This is a genomic window from Croceibacterium ferulae (assembly GCF_003660445.1).
GTDB lineage: Bacteria > Pseudomonadota > Alphaproteobacteria > Sphingomonadales > Sphingomonadaceae > Croceibacterium > Croceibacterium ferulae.
Window position 1 is genome coordinate 1 of record NZ_QZVQ01000014.1, and the last position, 17,281, is coordinate 17,281.

The window sequence follows — 17,281 nt, forward strand, 5'->3', positions numbered from 1 at the left end:
TGCTCGTCATTCTCAAGTCCCTCCGCCAACACCGGCGTGTTGAGACTTCGGCCGAGGGCAAGAACAGCGCGAATGATGGCGCGTGCCTGATGGCTCGCGTTAGCTTCAAGCAGGAATGACTTGTCGATCTTGATCTTGTCGAACGGAAAGGAATTGAGCGTATCGAGTGACGAATAGCCGGTGCCAAAATCGTCAAGCGCGATCGCCACGCCCATCGCCTTGATCTGCCGCAGCACGTGCAGTGCGCGAGCCTTATCAGCAACCAAGGCAGTTTCGGTGATCTCGAGCTCCAGCCTATTGCCGGGCAACCCTGACTCTAGCAGCGCACTTGCCACGATATCCACCAGGGCGACATGCATGAGCTGTACCGGCGACAGATTAACGGCGACGCGCAGATGATCGGGCCACTGGGCAGCTTCGCGACAGGCCGTGCGCAGAACCCACTCGCCGATCCGTAAGATCTCGCCGCTTTCCTCAGCTATAGGTATGAAGTCGACCGGGGAAATTGAACCTTTTTCCGGATGATCCCAGCGAAGGAGTGCCTCGTAACCAGTGATCTCCTCTGTGAGCACCGACTTTTGTACTTGATAGGCCAAGCTCATCTCATCGCGGGCGATCGCCTGACGGAGGTCATTGGCGATGATGCGCCGGGCCCGAGCTGCTTCGTCCATCCCTTGTTCGTAATAGCAGATCTGATTGCCGACGATATCCTTGGCGCGGTACATGGCAAGATCCGCAAAGTTCACGATCTGCTCGCGCGAGCTGGCGTCGCTTGGATAGACGGCCACGCCGAGGCTGGCACCGGCTATAACCGTAAGACCGTCCAGTTCGATCGGCATTGTCAGGCAGCTCTCGAGCCGCGCGAGAAATTCGGTCAACTCCGCATCATCCTTGAACGGCTTACATGCAGCGAACTCATCGCCGCCGATCCGCGCGATTATCTCGTCTGTTTCAATCGCGCTCCTGAAGCTATCGGCAAGCCGGCACAACACGGCGTCACCGGACGCGTGGCCATGCATGTCATTGATTTCTTTGAACCGGTCGAGGTCGATGGCGACAACTGCAACCCTCTCGCCGGTGCGCTGAGCACGCTGCATTTCAGCATCAAGCCGCTCGACGTAGTTGGTGCGGTTTGGCAGGTCTGTCAGACCGTCGTGCAGCGCCATGTGCTCTATTCGATGTTCCGCCCGTTGACGGTCGGTGATGTCATCGAAGGTGGTCACCCACCCGCCATCGGTCATCGGCTTGTGGGTGACTGATAACGTGCAGGTCTCATGAAATGGCACGATGAGAGTGCCCCCATCCGGCTTGCCTATGCAGGCGCGGTGCCGACTTACGACCTCACGAAAAACTGCAAGCGGCACCGAACCGCCGTCCCGCTTCTCCAAGCCACGTCGGAAGACATCTTCGAAGGTGATGCCTAAGGGGCACTCCTCGCGGCTCAATCCGAATATCGCGCCAACACGATCATTGGAGATGATCAGGCGTTCGTCCTTGTCGAACAGGCACAAGCCTTGGTGCATGTTCGATAGCGCGGCATCGAGATTATCCTGATGCTCCTTGAACAGAGTCATGTCGCGAGTGATCTTGGCAAAGCCGCGGAACTCACCGCGTTCGTCGTGTACCGCTTCGATCGTGACGTGGGCCCAGAAGCGAGTGCCATCCTTGCGGTGCCGCCAACCTTCCGCCGAAAACTTGCCCTCGCGCCGCGCAGTCTCGATCCCGGCGAGTGGCAGCCCGGCGAGCGCGTCTTCTTCAGAGTAGAAGTGCTCGAGCTCCAACCCGACCGCTTCCTCCCGAGAGTAGCCCTTCAGGCGCTGCGCGCCGGCATTCCAGCTTGCTACGCGGCCATCGGGATCCAGCATGTAGATTGCGCAGTCGCTGATCCCCTGGACAAGCACCTTGAACTCGCGTTCACTTGCCAGAATGCTCGAACGCGCCCGCGCGCTCATCAGGGCAGCCAGCATGCTGAACGCCAGAACGGAAAACGCAGTCGCAGCGACTGCAATGCCGACGTCGATCGGTGATAAGAGCGCCGACGTCGGCGTGTCGGCCTGACTGGGAATAATCGAGATCCCTGCCATGCTAGTAAAATGTAGCAGCAATATTGCGGTGACAACCAGGACGGTAGCGGCGGCGGCTCCCTTGCCGTTGCTCCGGTCGAGCGCATGGGCGAGTGCCGGAGGGATCGGCAAGATCGCGAATACGATTGAAGCGACTAGATGAGGGGCCGACCAGCGGATCGCACCGGCCAACTCTACCGCCTGCATCCCGGCATAGTGCATTGCTGCAATGCCTAGGCCCACCACTGCCGCAGCGCCCCATCGGCGAGTTCCACGTGCGGACCGTAGAGCTAACCAAAACCCGAGAGTCATCCCACCTGTTGCTATCAAGAGGGAGGCAACGGTGGGCACAAGCGCGTAGCCGCGGACAACGCCGGGATCGTAGCCGATCATGGCGATAAAGTGCGTAGCCCAAATTCCAAATCCGCTCGCTAGCCCGGCCGCTACGAGCCATCGGGTCCGGTCGGTTCCGCCTCCATCCCGTGCGTGGCGGAGCAGGATAACCGCAGCGGCCGAAGCGGCAACGCAGACCAGTCCTGCCAGGATGACCAATCGGAGGTCATGATCATTTCGAATACAGGCGTAGATTTCAAACACTGGCAGTCGATCCGTTCGCAGATGCGACATCGTTGTAAGAGGCGCAAGTCTCAAAACTGTTAATGCGTTTGCTCCGAAGATCGACAGCGGCAAATGGCAACAATCGCTGCGCTGATGGTGCCGCTGTTCAGATCCGCGCTAGAACGGATCCGTGCAGTCGATTGCGTCCGCTAGCCTGCGTTGGTGGAAAGGCGCCTACCTGTTTAGCGAAAGGGGGAAGGCGATCGCGACGGCGGCGCCCGCCTGCCCGTGGCTGGTATAGGTCGCCGCCATGTTGATGCGTCGGCGTTTCGTCCGGTGCGAAAGACCTAGAGCCATGGCGCTTTCGCCCCGCCAAATGCCGGCGCCGCCCTCGATCTTGCACACCCTTTCCAGAGAGGTGATCTGCACCATAGCTTTCGCCGCTCGCCTTTGCATCGCGGCGCAGATCGTCCAAGCGGATGTCGACCTTATGTAAGGCTCAGTTCGGCAAAGGCGGACCGCAACTAAACGACAGCATAACCTCTACATCTTTAACAATCCGCACTGAGAAGCTGGGTCCCCGTTCAGTGTGCTTCAATAGGAGAAGCGGCAAATCAAGCGTTCAGATCGTAGATCCCTGCCGAGCAACATATTCCCTGGAGGTGGCCAGAGAGAAGTACAAACCAGCTTGATCAGAACTGCCAGCCCATACCTGCGCTTGCGGACACGTGGCCCATCGAGTCAAAGGCAAGACCAGCCTTTGCGACCATGTGCCCGTCCTCACCCGCCCCTGAGAAACCTAACGAGACAGCTTGCTCGCCGCCGTAGGCTCCGACGCCAACCGACAACATCGAGCGACCAGACTCTAGGGGTTGCGGCATGCTAGCCAAAGCCATTGCACCAGACGCTCCGGAGGCAGCTCTGCGCGAAACCTTCGACAGATCGAAGCTCAAGGCAGCAACCCGAGTATCCGTGTAAGCTCCTGCTTCTGACAAGATCTGGCCGAGACCTGCATTAAGTTGCCCGACGGTTGCTGCATCGGTTCGCTCTGTTCCAGCGGCGACGTTGCGCAGCCGGACCGGCGGGCCGCCTGCGGCAAGGGTCACAGATTCGCGGGAAGGATCGTCATAACGAACAGCATTTTGCCCAAGCTCCAGTGCTGTTTCGGCCGTTTGTCGAACGGTCCCGATCGCCTGATTGGTTTCATGCAGCTGGCCTCCGTTGATTGCGTCTCGCGAGGCTACCGTGACCGCGCCTCCTGCCACGTTGGCGATGACCGTACCTGCACCATCAGCACCATTCACCAAAGTCACTCGAGCTGCCGGTCCACCGTGGGCCGTAGCTTCGTACTGCACGGCGAGCCCTACCTTGCGCTGGACTGCTGCAAGCTGCGAGCCATTGACCGCGTCTGTTGAACCCTCCGCGACCATGCCATCTGCGACATTGCTCAGTCGGGCAGCCGGCGACAAACCACCTCCGCCTATGCCAGCGGCGGCCGCCTGCAGGCTAGCCAGCTGCGCCTGAAGGGTTGCCAGTTGGGCACTAAGCGCCTGAACCTGCGCGATGAGCTGCGGGTCAGGCTGGGAGCCACCTTGCTGACCTGTTGGAGGATGGGGGATAGCCGCCTGGCCGGTGTTAATCTGAGTGGCCAACGCACCGAAGGCATCAGAGACGTTTCTATACATGGCGCCATTCACCAGGTAGCTCGGACCAGAGATGCTTGCTGTGGCTACATCGTACTTTGCACCACCACCAAAACCGTCTGCAACCGCGACACCGATTGCATTGGCTACCCCTTTTAGCTGAGCGACGTTGACTGCATCGGTATCGGCACTGCCAGCTGCGAGACCGGTGATCTGGCGATTGCCCGTCGGAGTTTGCCGGTTTGCGACCGGATCAAAGTAACTGATGTTCCGAGCAATCGCGATCTCACCGGAGGAGCTTTGGACCGAATTCAACCCAAATGCTGTGTAGGCACCAACATCGCCACGCACGGTCTGCGAGGCAGTTCCTAGCGCTACGCTGCCATCGTGCAGTGCCATAGCTCCCGAGCCAAGCGCGGTAGCCGCATAGGCCTGGCTCGATGCCATCAGGCCGAACGAGGAACTCGCGAAACCGTTGGAAGTCGCGTTACGTCCAATTGCCGTCGAATAAGCGCCGTGGGCTGCTGCTCTGGCACCAACGGCCGTAGCCTCCAAGCCCGAGGCCTGTGCTGCGTAGCCGAAAGCGGAAGTGCTGACGGCGCTTGCAATGGCATCGTTGCCAACCGCCAAGGCTTTCTCATCATTGGCCATCGCCCGGTTCCCGACTGCAGCGGAATGCAGGCCGCCGACATAGGCCGAAGAGCCTACTGCGAGGGTGTCAGATTGCAGCGACTGGATGTCGCTGCCCATGGCGAGTGCGTTTGCACCATTGATTACGTTGTTATTGCCGATCGCGATCGAAGAGGTCCCATTCACTTCGTTGGACGTGCCAACGGCGATAGAGCCGTCGCCCACCACAGTGTTCAAGCGTCCGAGTAGAGTTGCGCCAAGGCCTTCTCCGACGTTTTTTAGGCCAAGCGCGATGCCGCTGGCGCCCTCGATGAAATTTGTGTCGCCGAGCGCTACCGCACCGTCACCGGTCGCAATGTTATCGCGGCCGAGTGCAACCGCGCCCGAACCGGTCGCAAAGTTGGGATCGCCGATCGCCACCGCGCCGTCGCCCGAGGCGAAGTTTGCCGTGCCGATTGATACTGACTTGCCTCCCGTGGCGACAGCCTCGTTGCCGATTGCAACCGCGCCGAGACTTTCAGCCCTGGCATTGCGTCCACTTGCAACTGACGCGTCGCCAGAGGCAAGCGCGTTTGGCCCTGTTGCGATCGAGTCTTTGCCGGTGGCAAGGCTGTCCGCCATTGTCGAGGTCGTGTTGAAATACTTTATCGGTGTTCCGGTACCGACAGGAGACGTCGAGATGGTGCTCCCGATAGCATCGAACACATTTTGCACGCTCGCGTAGGTCGTTCCTCGAAAAGAGAAAGCCGCGGCTTGGCCGCTTAGCGGGTCGAAGGTGCTTTCGCCGAGTGCGGCCGCTACCTGACTGCTCAAAGCAAACAGCTGACCCCCGTTCACTGCATCCAGCGAGCCGCTGCCGACGACGCCGCGCGCGATGTTGCCCAGGGATACCGGTCCCTCGTTCAGACCAACCAGAACAACGCTATTCGTGACGCTACCTGAGTTCGGTATCAGAAGGCTTGAAGCATCGGAGTAGCGGACGGGGCCGAGCAGTCCGCGGCCTACATCGACCCGCAGAGTGCCGAGCACCTCTTCCGCTGCCGCAATACCAGCTTTGGCGGTTGAGACCTCGGTGGTCATCGTGGTCAGTTTAATTGCATGATCACGCAGAATGTCGTCTTGAGCAACAAGAAGCAGGCTATGTTCCGCCACCTGTATATCGATCCGGTCGACCGCAAGGCTGAATTGGTTTAGCGTGGTGCCGTGGCTAGCTAAAGTGGCAACAGCGCCATCAAGAACCGTGCCGTGATCATTCAGATCGGTGCGCAAAGCGCTAAGTGACGCCGTGTTGCTGCCGACAGCGTTGTTCGTCGTAAACAGCTGATCACCAGTGACAGCTTCGGTCGAGCCTAAAGTAATTGCGCCATTCGCCAGGTTGTGCAGTCCGACCGGGCTCGTAGTAGCGCCGACGAGCGTTAACGACTGCGACGGTACCCCGCCGTTGGGAGTGGTGGGCGAAAAGGCATCCGCGTAGCGGACTGGCCCGAGACCGCCTGCGCTCACCTGCGTAGTCAAATTGCCGAACGCGTTGCTGATGGCGAACAGCTGGGCGCCATTCACGGCATCTCTGGAATCGGCCGAGAGGGTGCCGGCAGATAGATTGGTAATTTGCGTGCCGCCGGCGCCAGCCAGTGTCACAAGCTCCTTTGCTCCGCCGTCGTACTGGATTGCCGCTGCACTCAACGCGGTGATTGCAGTGGAGTTCGTTCCGATGCGTTCCTCATGATTGCTGACGGCGGTGCTGTTCTCCGCAACCCGGCTGTCCAAAGCCGCCAGATCGGTTGTGTTCTTACCCACCTCCAGATCGAGGCGTGCCACGGCTGTATCAGTGACCGTGATGCGCGTGCTAAGCTCATCGATACTGGAAAGGTTGGCTGCGACCTGTTCATCGATGGCGAACAGCTGGGCGCCGTTCACAGCGTCAGTGGAGCTAGCCGTCAGGGTACCGGCAGATACATTGGTGATGCGGGTGCCGCTGCTGCCGGCCAATGTTATCTGATCCTTCGCCGGACCATCATATTGGATTGCGGCGAGATTCAATGCGGCAATTGCGCCGGCGTTGGTGTCAATGCGCCCGTCATGGTCTGCAATGGCGATTGTGCTATCCACTACACGGTTGTCCAGCGCAGCGAGCGTGGTCGTGTTGTTATCTACGCGAACGCCGAGAGCGATGAGTTCCGCGCCGTTGGTGGTGATGCGAGTGTCCAAGTCGCCGATACTGGCGACATTGGCAGCGACGTCCTCGTTGGTCGCGAACAGCTGGGCACCATTCACGGCATCGGTCGAGCCCGCCACGAGTGATCCGGCACCGAGATTGGTAATCCTTGAGCCGCCAGCGCCCGCCAGGGTTACAAGGTCGCGCGTGATGCCGGCATATCGCACTGCGACCGCGTCAAGCCCAGCCACTTGCGCCGCCACCTGGTCCCGCACGCCCGTGACCTGCCCTACGGTTGCAGCGTCGCTCAAGTTGGTGCCGGCCGCGACATTGGTGATCTGCCGCAAGGTACCGGCACTGCCCACAGAAAGTTCGCCGGCCGAATATTGTGGGGCAGTCAAGCCAATGGCAGAGTAACCGGCAAGCGTACCGCGCAACGCTTGCGACCCGGTGCCCAGCGCGATGCTATTGGCCGCCGTTGCGCGGGCGTTCGCGCCAAGCGCGATGCTTGCGCTTGCGCCATTTGCGGTCAGGGCATTGTTGCCCAAAGCGATGGAGTCGATGTGAAAGGCACGCGAAGCGGAGATGGCGTCGGAGCCCAAGCCCGAGATGCGATTGCCTCCGATGGCGATACCGGCCGGAGCGTCTAGGACGATACTGTCGGACGTGGCAACGCACTGGTCGGATGGGCCGATGATAGTTCCGTCGGTCCCGAGCACCTGAAGCGTGATCGGCTGTCCTGATGCGGCAGTGGTCAGCAATCCTGTCACATTAAGGTTGGGCCGGAGTCCCAGGAGCGAACCTGCGCTACCAAGCAGGCCGTTCACCGCGGTTTCAAGCGGACCTGCCACGCCTGTGATAACCGGACCCATAATATCGGTTACCACCGAACGGGGCAAGCTAACACCGGCGCAGGCGCTGACCAAGCGATCTTGCGATTGTGCCAAGACGGGTGTGTGCCCGACAAGAGCCAAACAAACTATCGCACTTGTCGGAAAACCGATTCTCTTTGGCCAGCTTCGAACGTTTAAGGACAGCAACTGCTATCTCCAGCTTCGTAAATCTACCTTCCAGTTGGTATGAAAGATTGGTGAAGACATGCTTGCGAGTCTCAGAGAGTTAAAACACGTAGAACTGTCGTGAGCTCGACGGTTCATGCCATCGTACTACTCTGGGCGCTTGGTTCTCAGATGCGCGGTTGTGTGCCAGGCGGCCTGAACGTTCGTGCGTGGCAAAGAAGGTCCGCAAACTGAACTGCTGTCCTGATAAAGATTGTTCAGAACATTGCAAAGAACTGGGCCGCAGACATACCCCAGCCCGACCCGCTCAGCTAGCTCGGCGGGCTCGCGCGAACAGCTCAACGAAGGAGTTTTCTGAAGTCGCACCTATCACCAGCCTGGATCCAGCAAGATAGCCGGGCGTCCCTACAAGGCCGATCGCCAAGGCGTCCTGCCCGTTTGCATGGAGGCGCGCGGCAATCGTCTGCCCGTGAGTCATCATGTAAGCCATCGCGCGCTTACAGTCGCCGCCCGCATCAGCGACGACTTGCTGCAACATACCGTCATCATCGATCCTGCGACCGCTCATCAGCTTCCGATGCACGGCCGGATAGATGCCTTGTTCGTCACTGGCGAGCGCAAGGCGAGCAGCCCGTTCCGACACCGGGCCGAAGATTGGCCAATCCTTGTAGATGATGCGCACATCCCCATCGGAGTGCACTGCGCGCTCCATCGCCGGGAAGGCGCGCCGACATGCTGGGCAGAGATAATCTGTGAAGACAGCGAGCCGGACTGACGCGTTGGCCGGCCCGGACGTCGGTAATCCAGCTCCTTCAAGTATACGTGCCACAGCACTGGAATTGCCTAGGTCGCGCTCACTTGGATCGGTGCGCAGCACCACGCGAGCGACGGCCCAACTACCAACGATTACGGCACCGAGCTGCACTGCCTGACGGCGGTTGAATGGTGCCGCCATCAGCGACCCGCCAGCGATGCTGAGGCAATCTGCACGTCTTGTCTTTATGTCACGCGGCGGTCGGGTGCCAGCTTTGCCAGACGGCAGGTGGAGCCTTCAACCTCCATTTCCGGGCGCCAAGCCATGGTAAGCCGACATACGATCGGGGGAGAGGCTGATGTCGGTTGTCGACCAAAATGCGTCGTTCGCGGTCGGACCTTGAACGTCAGCTTCGGCCAAGATCTGACGTTCGACATGTCGCTCAGGACCGGCGGAAAAGTCCCACTCGCCGCCAAGCGACGACTGCTAGGTGGCGAGCACGGCTGATATGAGAGGATGTCTGAAGTTGAGGGCCGCGATGGCGCCGCCGAGCGTCCAAGGAGGGTCCTCTGTGTGGGCTCTAGCAGTTATGGGGCTCCGCACCATTTCTTCCGTTTGATCCTGCCCTTCTAGTCGTCAGAACCTCGCGTCGGGTTGGTCAGTAAGCGTGCATGAACGAGCGTCGGAAAGTGGTTAACGGTGAGGAGCAGCAAGGCGTTCGTGACAGCCAAAAGTTTCGCATGGCGGTTACAAAGGTGGCGTGAGGCTCCTTCTGAAATCATGCTGTCTACGACACCGAACCCTTCCGGCGCGCATAACAGCTTCTTAATCCGTTCACCATGTTGGATGGATCAACCGTATCGCCGACCTTGCATATCAATCGCAAATTCGCTCACATTCAAACGGCTTACTTGGTCATTCACTCGTTCCAGCATTGCGCGGAAGTGACATTGCTCCTCAACGGTCAGCACGCCCATGATCCTCCGCGATATGTCGGCGACCACGGGCATGATCCGTTGATACAAATCTTGCCCGGCCATTGACAGATCAACCAAATGGGACCGTCGGTCGCAAGCATTGGGACTGCGATTAATGAGGTGCCGTTCCTCGAGCAGCTTGCATGCTTGATGGATTGCCACTTTTCCCATCAGCGTCCTGTCAGTCAGTTCTGTCTGGGTCAGCGGTCCATATTCATACAGGACAGCTATGACCCGCCATTCGATGACAGACACTCCAAATCGGGTCTTATACTCTCTGGATATTCTCCCACTCACTGAGCTGGATGCCAGCATCAGTCGTTCGGGCAGTGTTTGCTGAAGCAGGATTCGAACAACCTCCATATACCACCTCCGATACTGGTTGAGGCTGCCTCTGAGTGGCTGTTCGTCAGCAAATTAACTTTGCAACAGAACGGCGTACTTGAGGCGCCTGATGCCGATTCTTGCATGGGCAACTGTGGGACGACATGGTTTGTAACCAACGTGTATCATCGCCGACACAATCGATAGATATAATTTTGCGGGGACGTTGGTTCCAATTGCAACCGCGGGCGCGGTTCCGCAGTCTCCCCTGGTCGGCTGACCTGCGGAAAGCAGAATGCCGGCGCGCCGTCTGGGCTGCATCAACAGGGACTGCCATCAGAGATGATCACACACCATTTTCGCAAGCACCTGCTTGGAGCAGGTAGCGCATTGCATGTGCTCGCAATCGTTGGCGCGGGGGCTGCCGTGAGTATGCTGGCTGCACCGGCTGTCGCACAGGATTACACGACCGGTTCCGTGACCGGCAATGTGACGGACGAAGCGGGCAACGCGATCGCCGGCGCGACCGTCACGATTACCTCGCAGGGGCAGGGCTTCACCCGCACCGCGACAACGACCGCGCAAGGCGGCTTCCGCTTCGGCTCGCTGCCGACCGGCCGTTACGACATCCGCGTGGAATCCTCCGGGCTCGATTCGACCACGGCGACCGATGTCGGCGTGATCGCCTCCCAGACCACCGACCTGCCGATCACCCTGACCACTTCGGGCAACGAGATCGTCGTGTCGGCCAGCACGCTGGCCCCCGCCTTCGCCGGCAATACCACGGGTGTCGCTGTCGACCTGGCCGAACTGGTCCGTCAGGTGCCGATCAGCCGCGACATCGCGTCCGTCGCGCTGCTCGCGCCGGGCACGTCCTTCGGTGATGACGGCTTCGTGTCCAACGGTCAGCTGATCCCGTCGATCAACGGCGCGTCGCCGGCGGAAAACGCCTATTACGTCAACGGCCTGAACACGACGAACTTCGACAACTACCTGGGCTCTGTCCGCGTCCCATTCGAGTTCTATCGCACGGTCGACATCAAGACCGGCGGCATCCCGGCCGAATTCGGCCGCGCAACGGGCGGCATCATCAACGCCGTGTCGAAGTCCGGCACCAACGAGTTCATCGGCGCGATCCACCTGAACTGGGAGCCCGACTTCCTGCGCATGGACGCGGCCGAACTGGTGAATTGCGAGTACGAACCAGGGACGACCAATCGCGTCTGCCAGGATTCGACCAATCGCGCGTTTGATGAAACCGAGAGCTACTCGGCCATCTTCGAAGTCGGTGGACCCGTCGTCCGTGACCGCTTCTTCCTGTACGGCCTGCTGGAACTGCGTGAGCAGCAGACCCTGCGCACCAGCCGCAACGCCAGCACCGCGACGCAGCGCACCAGCAACAGCCCGTTCTGGGCGATCAAGGCAGACGCCTACCCGATCGACAACCAGCACTTCGAGCTGACGGTCTTCAACTCGAAGAACACGGAGCGTCGCACCGATTTCGGCTACAGCGAGCTCAACGGCGCCCCGACGCTCGGCGCTGCCAGCGCCATCCAGGAAGGCTATTCCGGTGGCATCAACTATGTCGCCAAATATACCGGCACGTTCACGGACTGGCTGACCGTCTCGGCAGCCTACGGTGTGGTGAAGGACAACTTTGAACAGCTTGGCATCGACGCCGGCTCGCAGGGCTTTGCGGTCCGGAATCAGTCAGGGGCCACGATCGCCGGTGTTCCGAATGACGGCTACCTGAGCGATCAGATCGTCCAGAGCCGCGACTCTCCCTACAACACGAAGCGCGAATTTTATCGCGGTGACGTGGACCTGTTCTTCAGCCTGCTTGGCGACCACCACATCCGGGCCGGCTTCGATGTCGAGAACAACACGCTGAACCGCGTTACCGTCCGCACCGGCGGCGCGGCCCTGGTCGAGGCCGGTTTCCTGACCCAGGAAGCCTTCAACGCCAACTTCGGCGGCGCAGGCGCTTCGGTGCTGTTGCGGGCCGGCAACGTGGCAGAGGTGAACTACTTCAACGCGGGTGGTTCGTTCGAGGCGCAGAACTCCGCCTTCTACATCCAGGACGAGTGGAGCATCACCGATCGCCTGACCCTGAATTTGGGTCTACGTCGGGACGATTTCGGCCTCGATAAGCCGGGCGGCGTCGAATATATCGACTCCCCAGAAAACTACGCTCCGCGTCTGGGTGCCAGCTACGAGATGTGGGAGAACGGCGAAGGCCGCCTGTTTGGCTCGTACAGCCAGTACTTCCTGCCGGTCGCCAGCAACACGGCGTTCCGTCAGGCCAGCCCGGAACTCTACGTCCGCGAACGTTTCACCTATAATGGGTTCGATGCCAACGGCCTGCCGATCCTGACCGGACAGGTGACGAACAACGCTTCTTACCAGTCGGCCTGCCCGATCAACCTGACCGGTTCGGCATTCTCGACGGGTGCGTTCTGCCAGGTGACCGGCGATGGCACCGTGAAGGATACCTCCGCCAGTCTCTCGTCGACCTTCGAGGCGACCAAGACAACCGAATGGATCGTCGGTTACGAGCACAACTTCAACATTGGCGGCTTCCTGGACGAGGTTCGTGTGGGTCTGAGCTACACCAATCGTCGCCTCAACACGACAGCGGAAGACGTCGCGGTCGACGCGGCCGTGCTCGCCTATTGCGATGCGAACGGCATCGCCGGGTGCGAGGATACCTGGACCGGTTTCCATCAGTACGTGGTCATCAACCCGGGCAACGACGCGACCTTCGCGCTGGCGCCGAATGCGGGTGGTCCGGAGGGTGTGGTGACCATCTCGGCCGAGGACCTGCGTTACCCCAAGGCGGTGCGCAAGTATGACGCCGTGCAGTTCACCTTCGATCGTCCCTGGGATGGCAAGTGGAGCCTGGCGGGCAGCTACACCTGGTCCAAGTCGCGCGGTAACTCGGAAGGCTTCGTCCAGTCCGATTTCGAACAGGACGATTCCGGCATCACGCAGGACTTCGACCAGCCGGGCTTTACAGATGGCGCCTATGGTCGCCTGCCGAGTGACCGGACGCACCGCTTCGTCGTGTACGGCTCGTACGGGATCACCGACGACTTCACCGTGGGCATGAACACTCGCGTACAATCGCCGCGTCCGCTCAGCTGCTTCGGCTTCAATCCGAACCCGAACTACTTCGATCCGAACGGCGAGCCGTACAGCGACTTCGGCAATGGCTACGGCGCTGCATCGCACTACTGTGCGACAGGCGACCTGGTCGCGGTTCCGGGCGATGCGCCGTATCGCACCAACAGCACCCTTTCGCCGCGTGGCGAAGGTCTGCAGACAGACTGGACGTACCAGATCGATCTGTCGGCGCGGTACAATCTGGAGGTCGGCGATCGTCTCGTGACGCTGCGGGCCGACGTCTTCAACGTGCTGAACGAGCAGGCCGTGCAGGGTCGGACCGAAACAGGTGACAGCGAATCTGGCGTCTATGTCGATGACGACGGCGTGTCGCGGGGCGTGTATTCGAACCCGAACTACGGCAACCCGACCAGCTTCCAGACCCCGCGTTTCGTCCGGATCGGTGCTGATATCGCTTTCTGATCCTCGCTGGTCAGATTGCAGAAAGAGAGAGGCGGGCTTCGGTCCGCCTCTTTTTTTGCCCGCAGCGGTTGGCAGGGATGGCGCATTCCGACGCCTAGTGATCGGCAGCTTTCACCCCCGCAGGGCGCGGCGGTATTCCTCCAGCATGGCGGTGTGCGGCCGCGCCTTGCCGATCGCATCGGTGCCGATCGGCGCACGGACCTGTTGCACACTGGCCGTGCGGACTTCGCGCACAGTCTGGTGCGGAGTGAACACCTGCTCCTCAACCGGCAGGTCGAAATGGTGCAGAATGCGCCCGATCCATTCGCGCGGGTTCCCGGCCAGCTCCTCGTACGGCACGGTCAGGATGCGATCGGGAAACAGCGCCTGCCAATGGGCGTGCAGACGCGCCTCGATCCGGTGGAATTGGCCGATGTCGGACAGCGACCAGCTCCACGGCACGGGCGAGGTGAAGAAGGTGCGGTAGGTGGACAGGGCCGTGTCCTCCCCGGCCCGGCGCAGCCACACCATGCGCGCACCGGGCATCGCATGCAGCAGCAGGCCGGCGATGTGCGACTGGCCTAGCGTCTTGTCCACGATCAGCCCGGCAGGGCCGAACCGTTCGCCCAGCAACCGGTTGTAGGTCCGCGCAACCGCGCCCCAGGGGTCCGCCGGGTGCCGCTGCTGGTACCGGAATGCACCCGCAAGCGAATAATCGAGCGTCGGCAGCAGGGCGGCCCGCGCCAGATTGATCTCGCCACCGTCGCGCACCGCCGAATGGCTGACCAGGATCTGTTCCACCAGCGTGGTGCCGGAACGCGGCAGTCCGTTGACGAACAAGGCCCGCGTCGCGCCTTCTCCTGACGGCATCAGTCCGGCCAGCGCCGCTGGCGTAAAATCGCGGATCAGTGCGTCAGCCATGCGCTCGATTGCCGGCAGGTCCGGCTTCTCCTGTGCGCGCCGCAGCGCGGCACCTTCAGCGTACAGGGCAAAAGCGCGTGCCGGGTCGCCGACATCGTCCCATGCCTTGGCCAGGCCATACAGGAACCGTGCCCGCAGGCCCGGCTCCGCGCCAGCCAACCGCGGCAGCACGTGTTCCATCTGTTGCAGATCAGGATCGCCGGCGGTGAACCGCTTGAGCATCGCCAGCGCGAACCAGCTCTGCAACTGGTCAGGCTGCGCAGCCAAGGCACGGCGGTACAGCGCTTGCGCGCCGGCGGCATCCCCGGCCGAGCCTGCTATGGTGGCGCGGAAGTGCAGCACGGCCGGATGGTCCTGCTGCTGGTCGGACAGGCTGGCAACGGCTGCCAAGGCTTCCGCACTGCGCCCCATCGCCGCCAGATCGCCCCAGAACTGCAGCAGCCGCGGCAGCGCCGGAGGCGGCGTCGCCGCATACCGGCGTCCCGCCTCAAGCTGCAAGGCGACCTCGCCGATCCGCTGCGCCAGCAGGGCGACCGACCGCCAACGCTCGCCATCTGGCGGTCCCTGCGCCAGATCCCGCCGCAGCAGCGCGACTGCCTCTTCTCGCTCGCCTGATTTAAGAGCATCGATGGCTTGCAGGATCAGCGGCTTCGTGTTCATCGTGAGAACCTAGACTGGCACTCGCCTGATCTCAAACACGAGGGCTGCCGATCCTGGTGGGAACAGGGCGACCGCGTAAGCTTCAATATGCTGCCGGAACAACGCTGCCGCCGCGGTTCCGGGGCAATCGCGTGCCTTGATAGAGTGAGCTCCTCCGATTTCTTGGTCGTACCTGCCGAGAACGGCACAAATCATCTGTCGCAACGTCCAAGGAGCAAGTGGGCAAAGTGTGATCAATGATCCGCCCCGACGGCATCGGTTATCGGCCTCCGGTCCAATCTGTCTTGGCTCCGTGTTCATGCGATCTGGAAGAGATCCTCCTGTTGGAAACAGAACAGGCGTATAGAAGAACGGATTGTTGCAGTCTGGCCTTTTTTTTCCGTACAATTGTCCTTTCGGATTGAAGAGGGTGCCATGCGAAATCTCTCTGTGCTTGTTCGCTCGGCCACCTTGCGCCTGACCTTGGCGCTTCTCGTCTTGGGTAATCCGCTGAACTGTTCGGTGGCCGGTGCGCAGGATGCCGCTGTCTCCGCACCGGTGTCCGCCGATGCCGAGACGACGATCGTGGTACTCGGAAATCCGGACGACATGCCGGCGATAGCCGGGCAGGTCATCACCTTCAGTCAGATCAGCCGGAAGCTGAGGGCGGAGAGCGATCGGTTCACCCGATGCGCGCCACTGCCGGAACGTTCCAGGTTGAGCGCGATCTTGGACGGCCCGCCCACGCGGGAGCGGACGCAGACGGAAATGCACCGCTACATTGCCTCGAACAAGGGCTGCTATTCCGGACAGCCGGAACTGCTGCAATCGCCGCAGCTCGGCGTGTGCAATCCTGAATCGGTCACTCTGTTTCCGACCAACAATGTCTGTCGCGTCACCTATGATCGCGGGGCGTTGTTCGAACGGACATTGCGCGAGGTCGTCGGCGACCTGCGGCTGACGCGCGAGGATACGTTTGATGCCGATGTGCGTGCGCGTTTCCTGCAGCGGGAGAGCGCTCGCAATGTCGCGCGCGGTACGATGGAGCGGCGGTACTTTGATACGGTCGCGTGCATGGTGCAGATCGTGCCGGATGCGGCAGTCGGCATGCTGTTGGCACGGGCGGGATCCGACCGGGCGAAGCTGGCCTATGAATCGCTGATCGGCAATGGCGGCCCTTGCGTCGGCTATGCGCGGGAGGTGCGCGCCGATCCCGATCAGTTCCGCGCCTTCGTGGCCGAAGCGGTGTATTCCTGGATTACGGCCAAGCACAACCGCGACAGCCTGATCGTTCGCTACCCCGCCGCGTATTAAGCGGGGGCAAGAATAGGCGCTTGGATCGATTCGGACGGTCCGTTCTTTGTCGCGGCTATGCCAGTGAGGTGCTGTGGCATATTTTTACGGCAAACGAGTTCGGCGTAATTTCGGAGTGGCTGACCTCGTTCTACCTCAGCTCGACATCCGCTACAGCGGACCAGCAGGCGTAATTCTGAGTGGCAGAGTCCGGCGAGGGCACGCCCGCTCCGCGTCCGGCCACCGCGCAGGGTATTGCTGAACTGGGTGCGCTCCCGCGTGAAGATCTTGCGCACTTGGTACGACATTACGTTCGCTTGCCGGTTCAACAACTTCGCGCCGTCGAACTGCATCGTCCGCCTGATTACCGGCTTACCGGTCGCCTCGGCATCAGCAGCATCGTTCGTGCCGCGCTTCGTTCAGGGCGTCAAGTAGCAGACATCTCCATGATCGTTCTCCGATGGCCAGAGCGGCCATCGGAGAACGCTTTCGGTATGACGGTCTGGTTTCCCCAACGGGCCTATGCCTACCGAAATGCGTCGTTCGCGGTCGGACCTTGAACGTCAGCTTCCGCCAAGATCTGTCGTTCGACACGTCGCTGGGGAACGGCAGATAAGTCCCACGTCTCGCCGTTCCGCATCCTCGATGTGACCACCTGAAGTCCCGACCGGCTAACATTAACGAGCGTCCGAAAGTTGATACCCCGACAAGGGAGCTGAATGGCCGGTATGGGGTCGTCTT

At 60.9% G+C, this 17,281-nt stretch carries 9 protein-coding genes and 1 pseudogene; 3 read left to right on the forward strand and 7 right to left on the reverse strand.

The annotated features are described in order from the left end of the window. The 6 genes and pseudogenes from D5S08_RS14535 to D5S08_RS14555 form a co-directional block, all read right to left on the reverse strand. A partial coding sequence (locus D5S08_RS14535; protein WP_241557432.1) for a putative bifunctional diguanylate cyclase/phosphodiesterase occupies positions 1 to 2,084 on the reverse strand: 2,084 nt, incomplete at its 3' end. 78 nt (positions 2,085 to 2,162) lie between these two features. Then, positions 2,163 to 2,690: pseudogene (locus D5S08_RS17525) on the reverse strand (MHYT domain-containing protein); the annotation flags it as partial. 165 nt (positions 2,691 to 2,855) lie between these two features. After that, complete coding sequence (locus D5S08_RS14540) at positions 2,856 to 3,053, reverse strand: YadA C-terminal domain-containing protein (RefSeq protein WP_162301994.1); 198 nt, start codon at positions 3,051 to 3,053, stop codon at positions 2,856 to 2,858. A 260-nt stretch (positions 3,054 to 3,313) separates the two neighbouring features. After that, complete coding sequence (locus D5S08_RS14545) at positions 3,314 to 7,921, reverse strand: YadA-like family protein (protein ID WP_121119852.1); 4,608 nt, start codon at positions 7,919 to 7,921, stop codon at positions 3,314 to 3,316. A gap of 454 nt (positions 7,922 to 8,375) precedes the next feature. Continuing rightward, complete coding sequence (locus D5S08_RS14550) at positions 8,376 to 9,023, reverse strand: DsbA family protein (protein WP_121119854.1); 648 nt, start codon at positions 9,021 to 9,023, stop codon at positions 8,376 to 8,378. A gap of 650 nt (positions 9,024 to 9,673) precedes the next feature. Next, positions 9,674 to 10,162 (reverse strand): MarR family winged helix-turn-helix transcriptional regulator, encoded by a 489-nt coding sequence (locus D5S08_RS14555; RefSeq protein ID WP_121119856.1) that lies wholly within the window; start codon positions 10,160 to 10,162, stop codon positions 9,674 to 9,676. A 393-nt stretch (positions 10,163 to 10,555) separates the two neighbouring features. Between D5S08_RS14555 and D5S08_RS14560 the strand changes: the two genes are divergently transcribed. Continuing rightward, complete coding sequence (locus tag D5S08_RS14560; RefSeq protein ID WP_241557448.1) at positions 10,556 to 13,708, forward strand: TonB-dependent receptor; 3,153 nt, start codon at positions 10,556 to 10,558, stop codon at positions 13,706 to 13,708. A gap of 111 nt (positions 13,709 to 13,819) precedes the next feature. Here the strand turns inward: D5S08_RS14560 and D5S08_RS14565 are convergent, their stop codons facing one another. Further along, positions 13,820 to 15,268 (reverse strand): tetratricopeptide repeat-containing sulfotransferase family protein, encoded by a 1,449-nt coding sequence (locus D5S08_RS14565; protein WP_121119859.1) that lies wholly within the window; start codon positions 15,266 to 15,268, stop codon positions 13,820 to 13,822. Positions 15,269 to 15,745: 477 nt separating this feature from the next. Between D5S08_RS14565 and D5S08_RS14570 the strand changes: the two genes are divergently transcribed. Both D5S08_RS14570 and D5S08_RS16760 read left to right on the forward strand, forming a co-directional pair. Continuing rightward, positions 15,746 to 16,561 carry a hypothetical protein gene (locus D5S08_RS14570; protein ID WP_121119861.1) on the forward strand — a complete coding sequence of 272 codons (816 nt, stop codon included), beginning with the start codon at positions 15,746 to 15,748 and terminating at the stop codon, positions 16,559 to 16,561. A gap of 258 nt (positions 16,562 to 16,819) precedes the next feature. Further along, complete coding sequence (locus D5S08_RS16760) at positions 16,820 to 16,975, forward strand: hypothetical protein (RefSeq protein ID WP_155522983.1); 156 nt, start codon at positions 16,820 to 16,822, stop codon at positions 16,973 to 16,975. Positions 16,976 to 17,281: the final 306 nt, after the last annotated feature.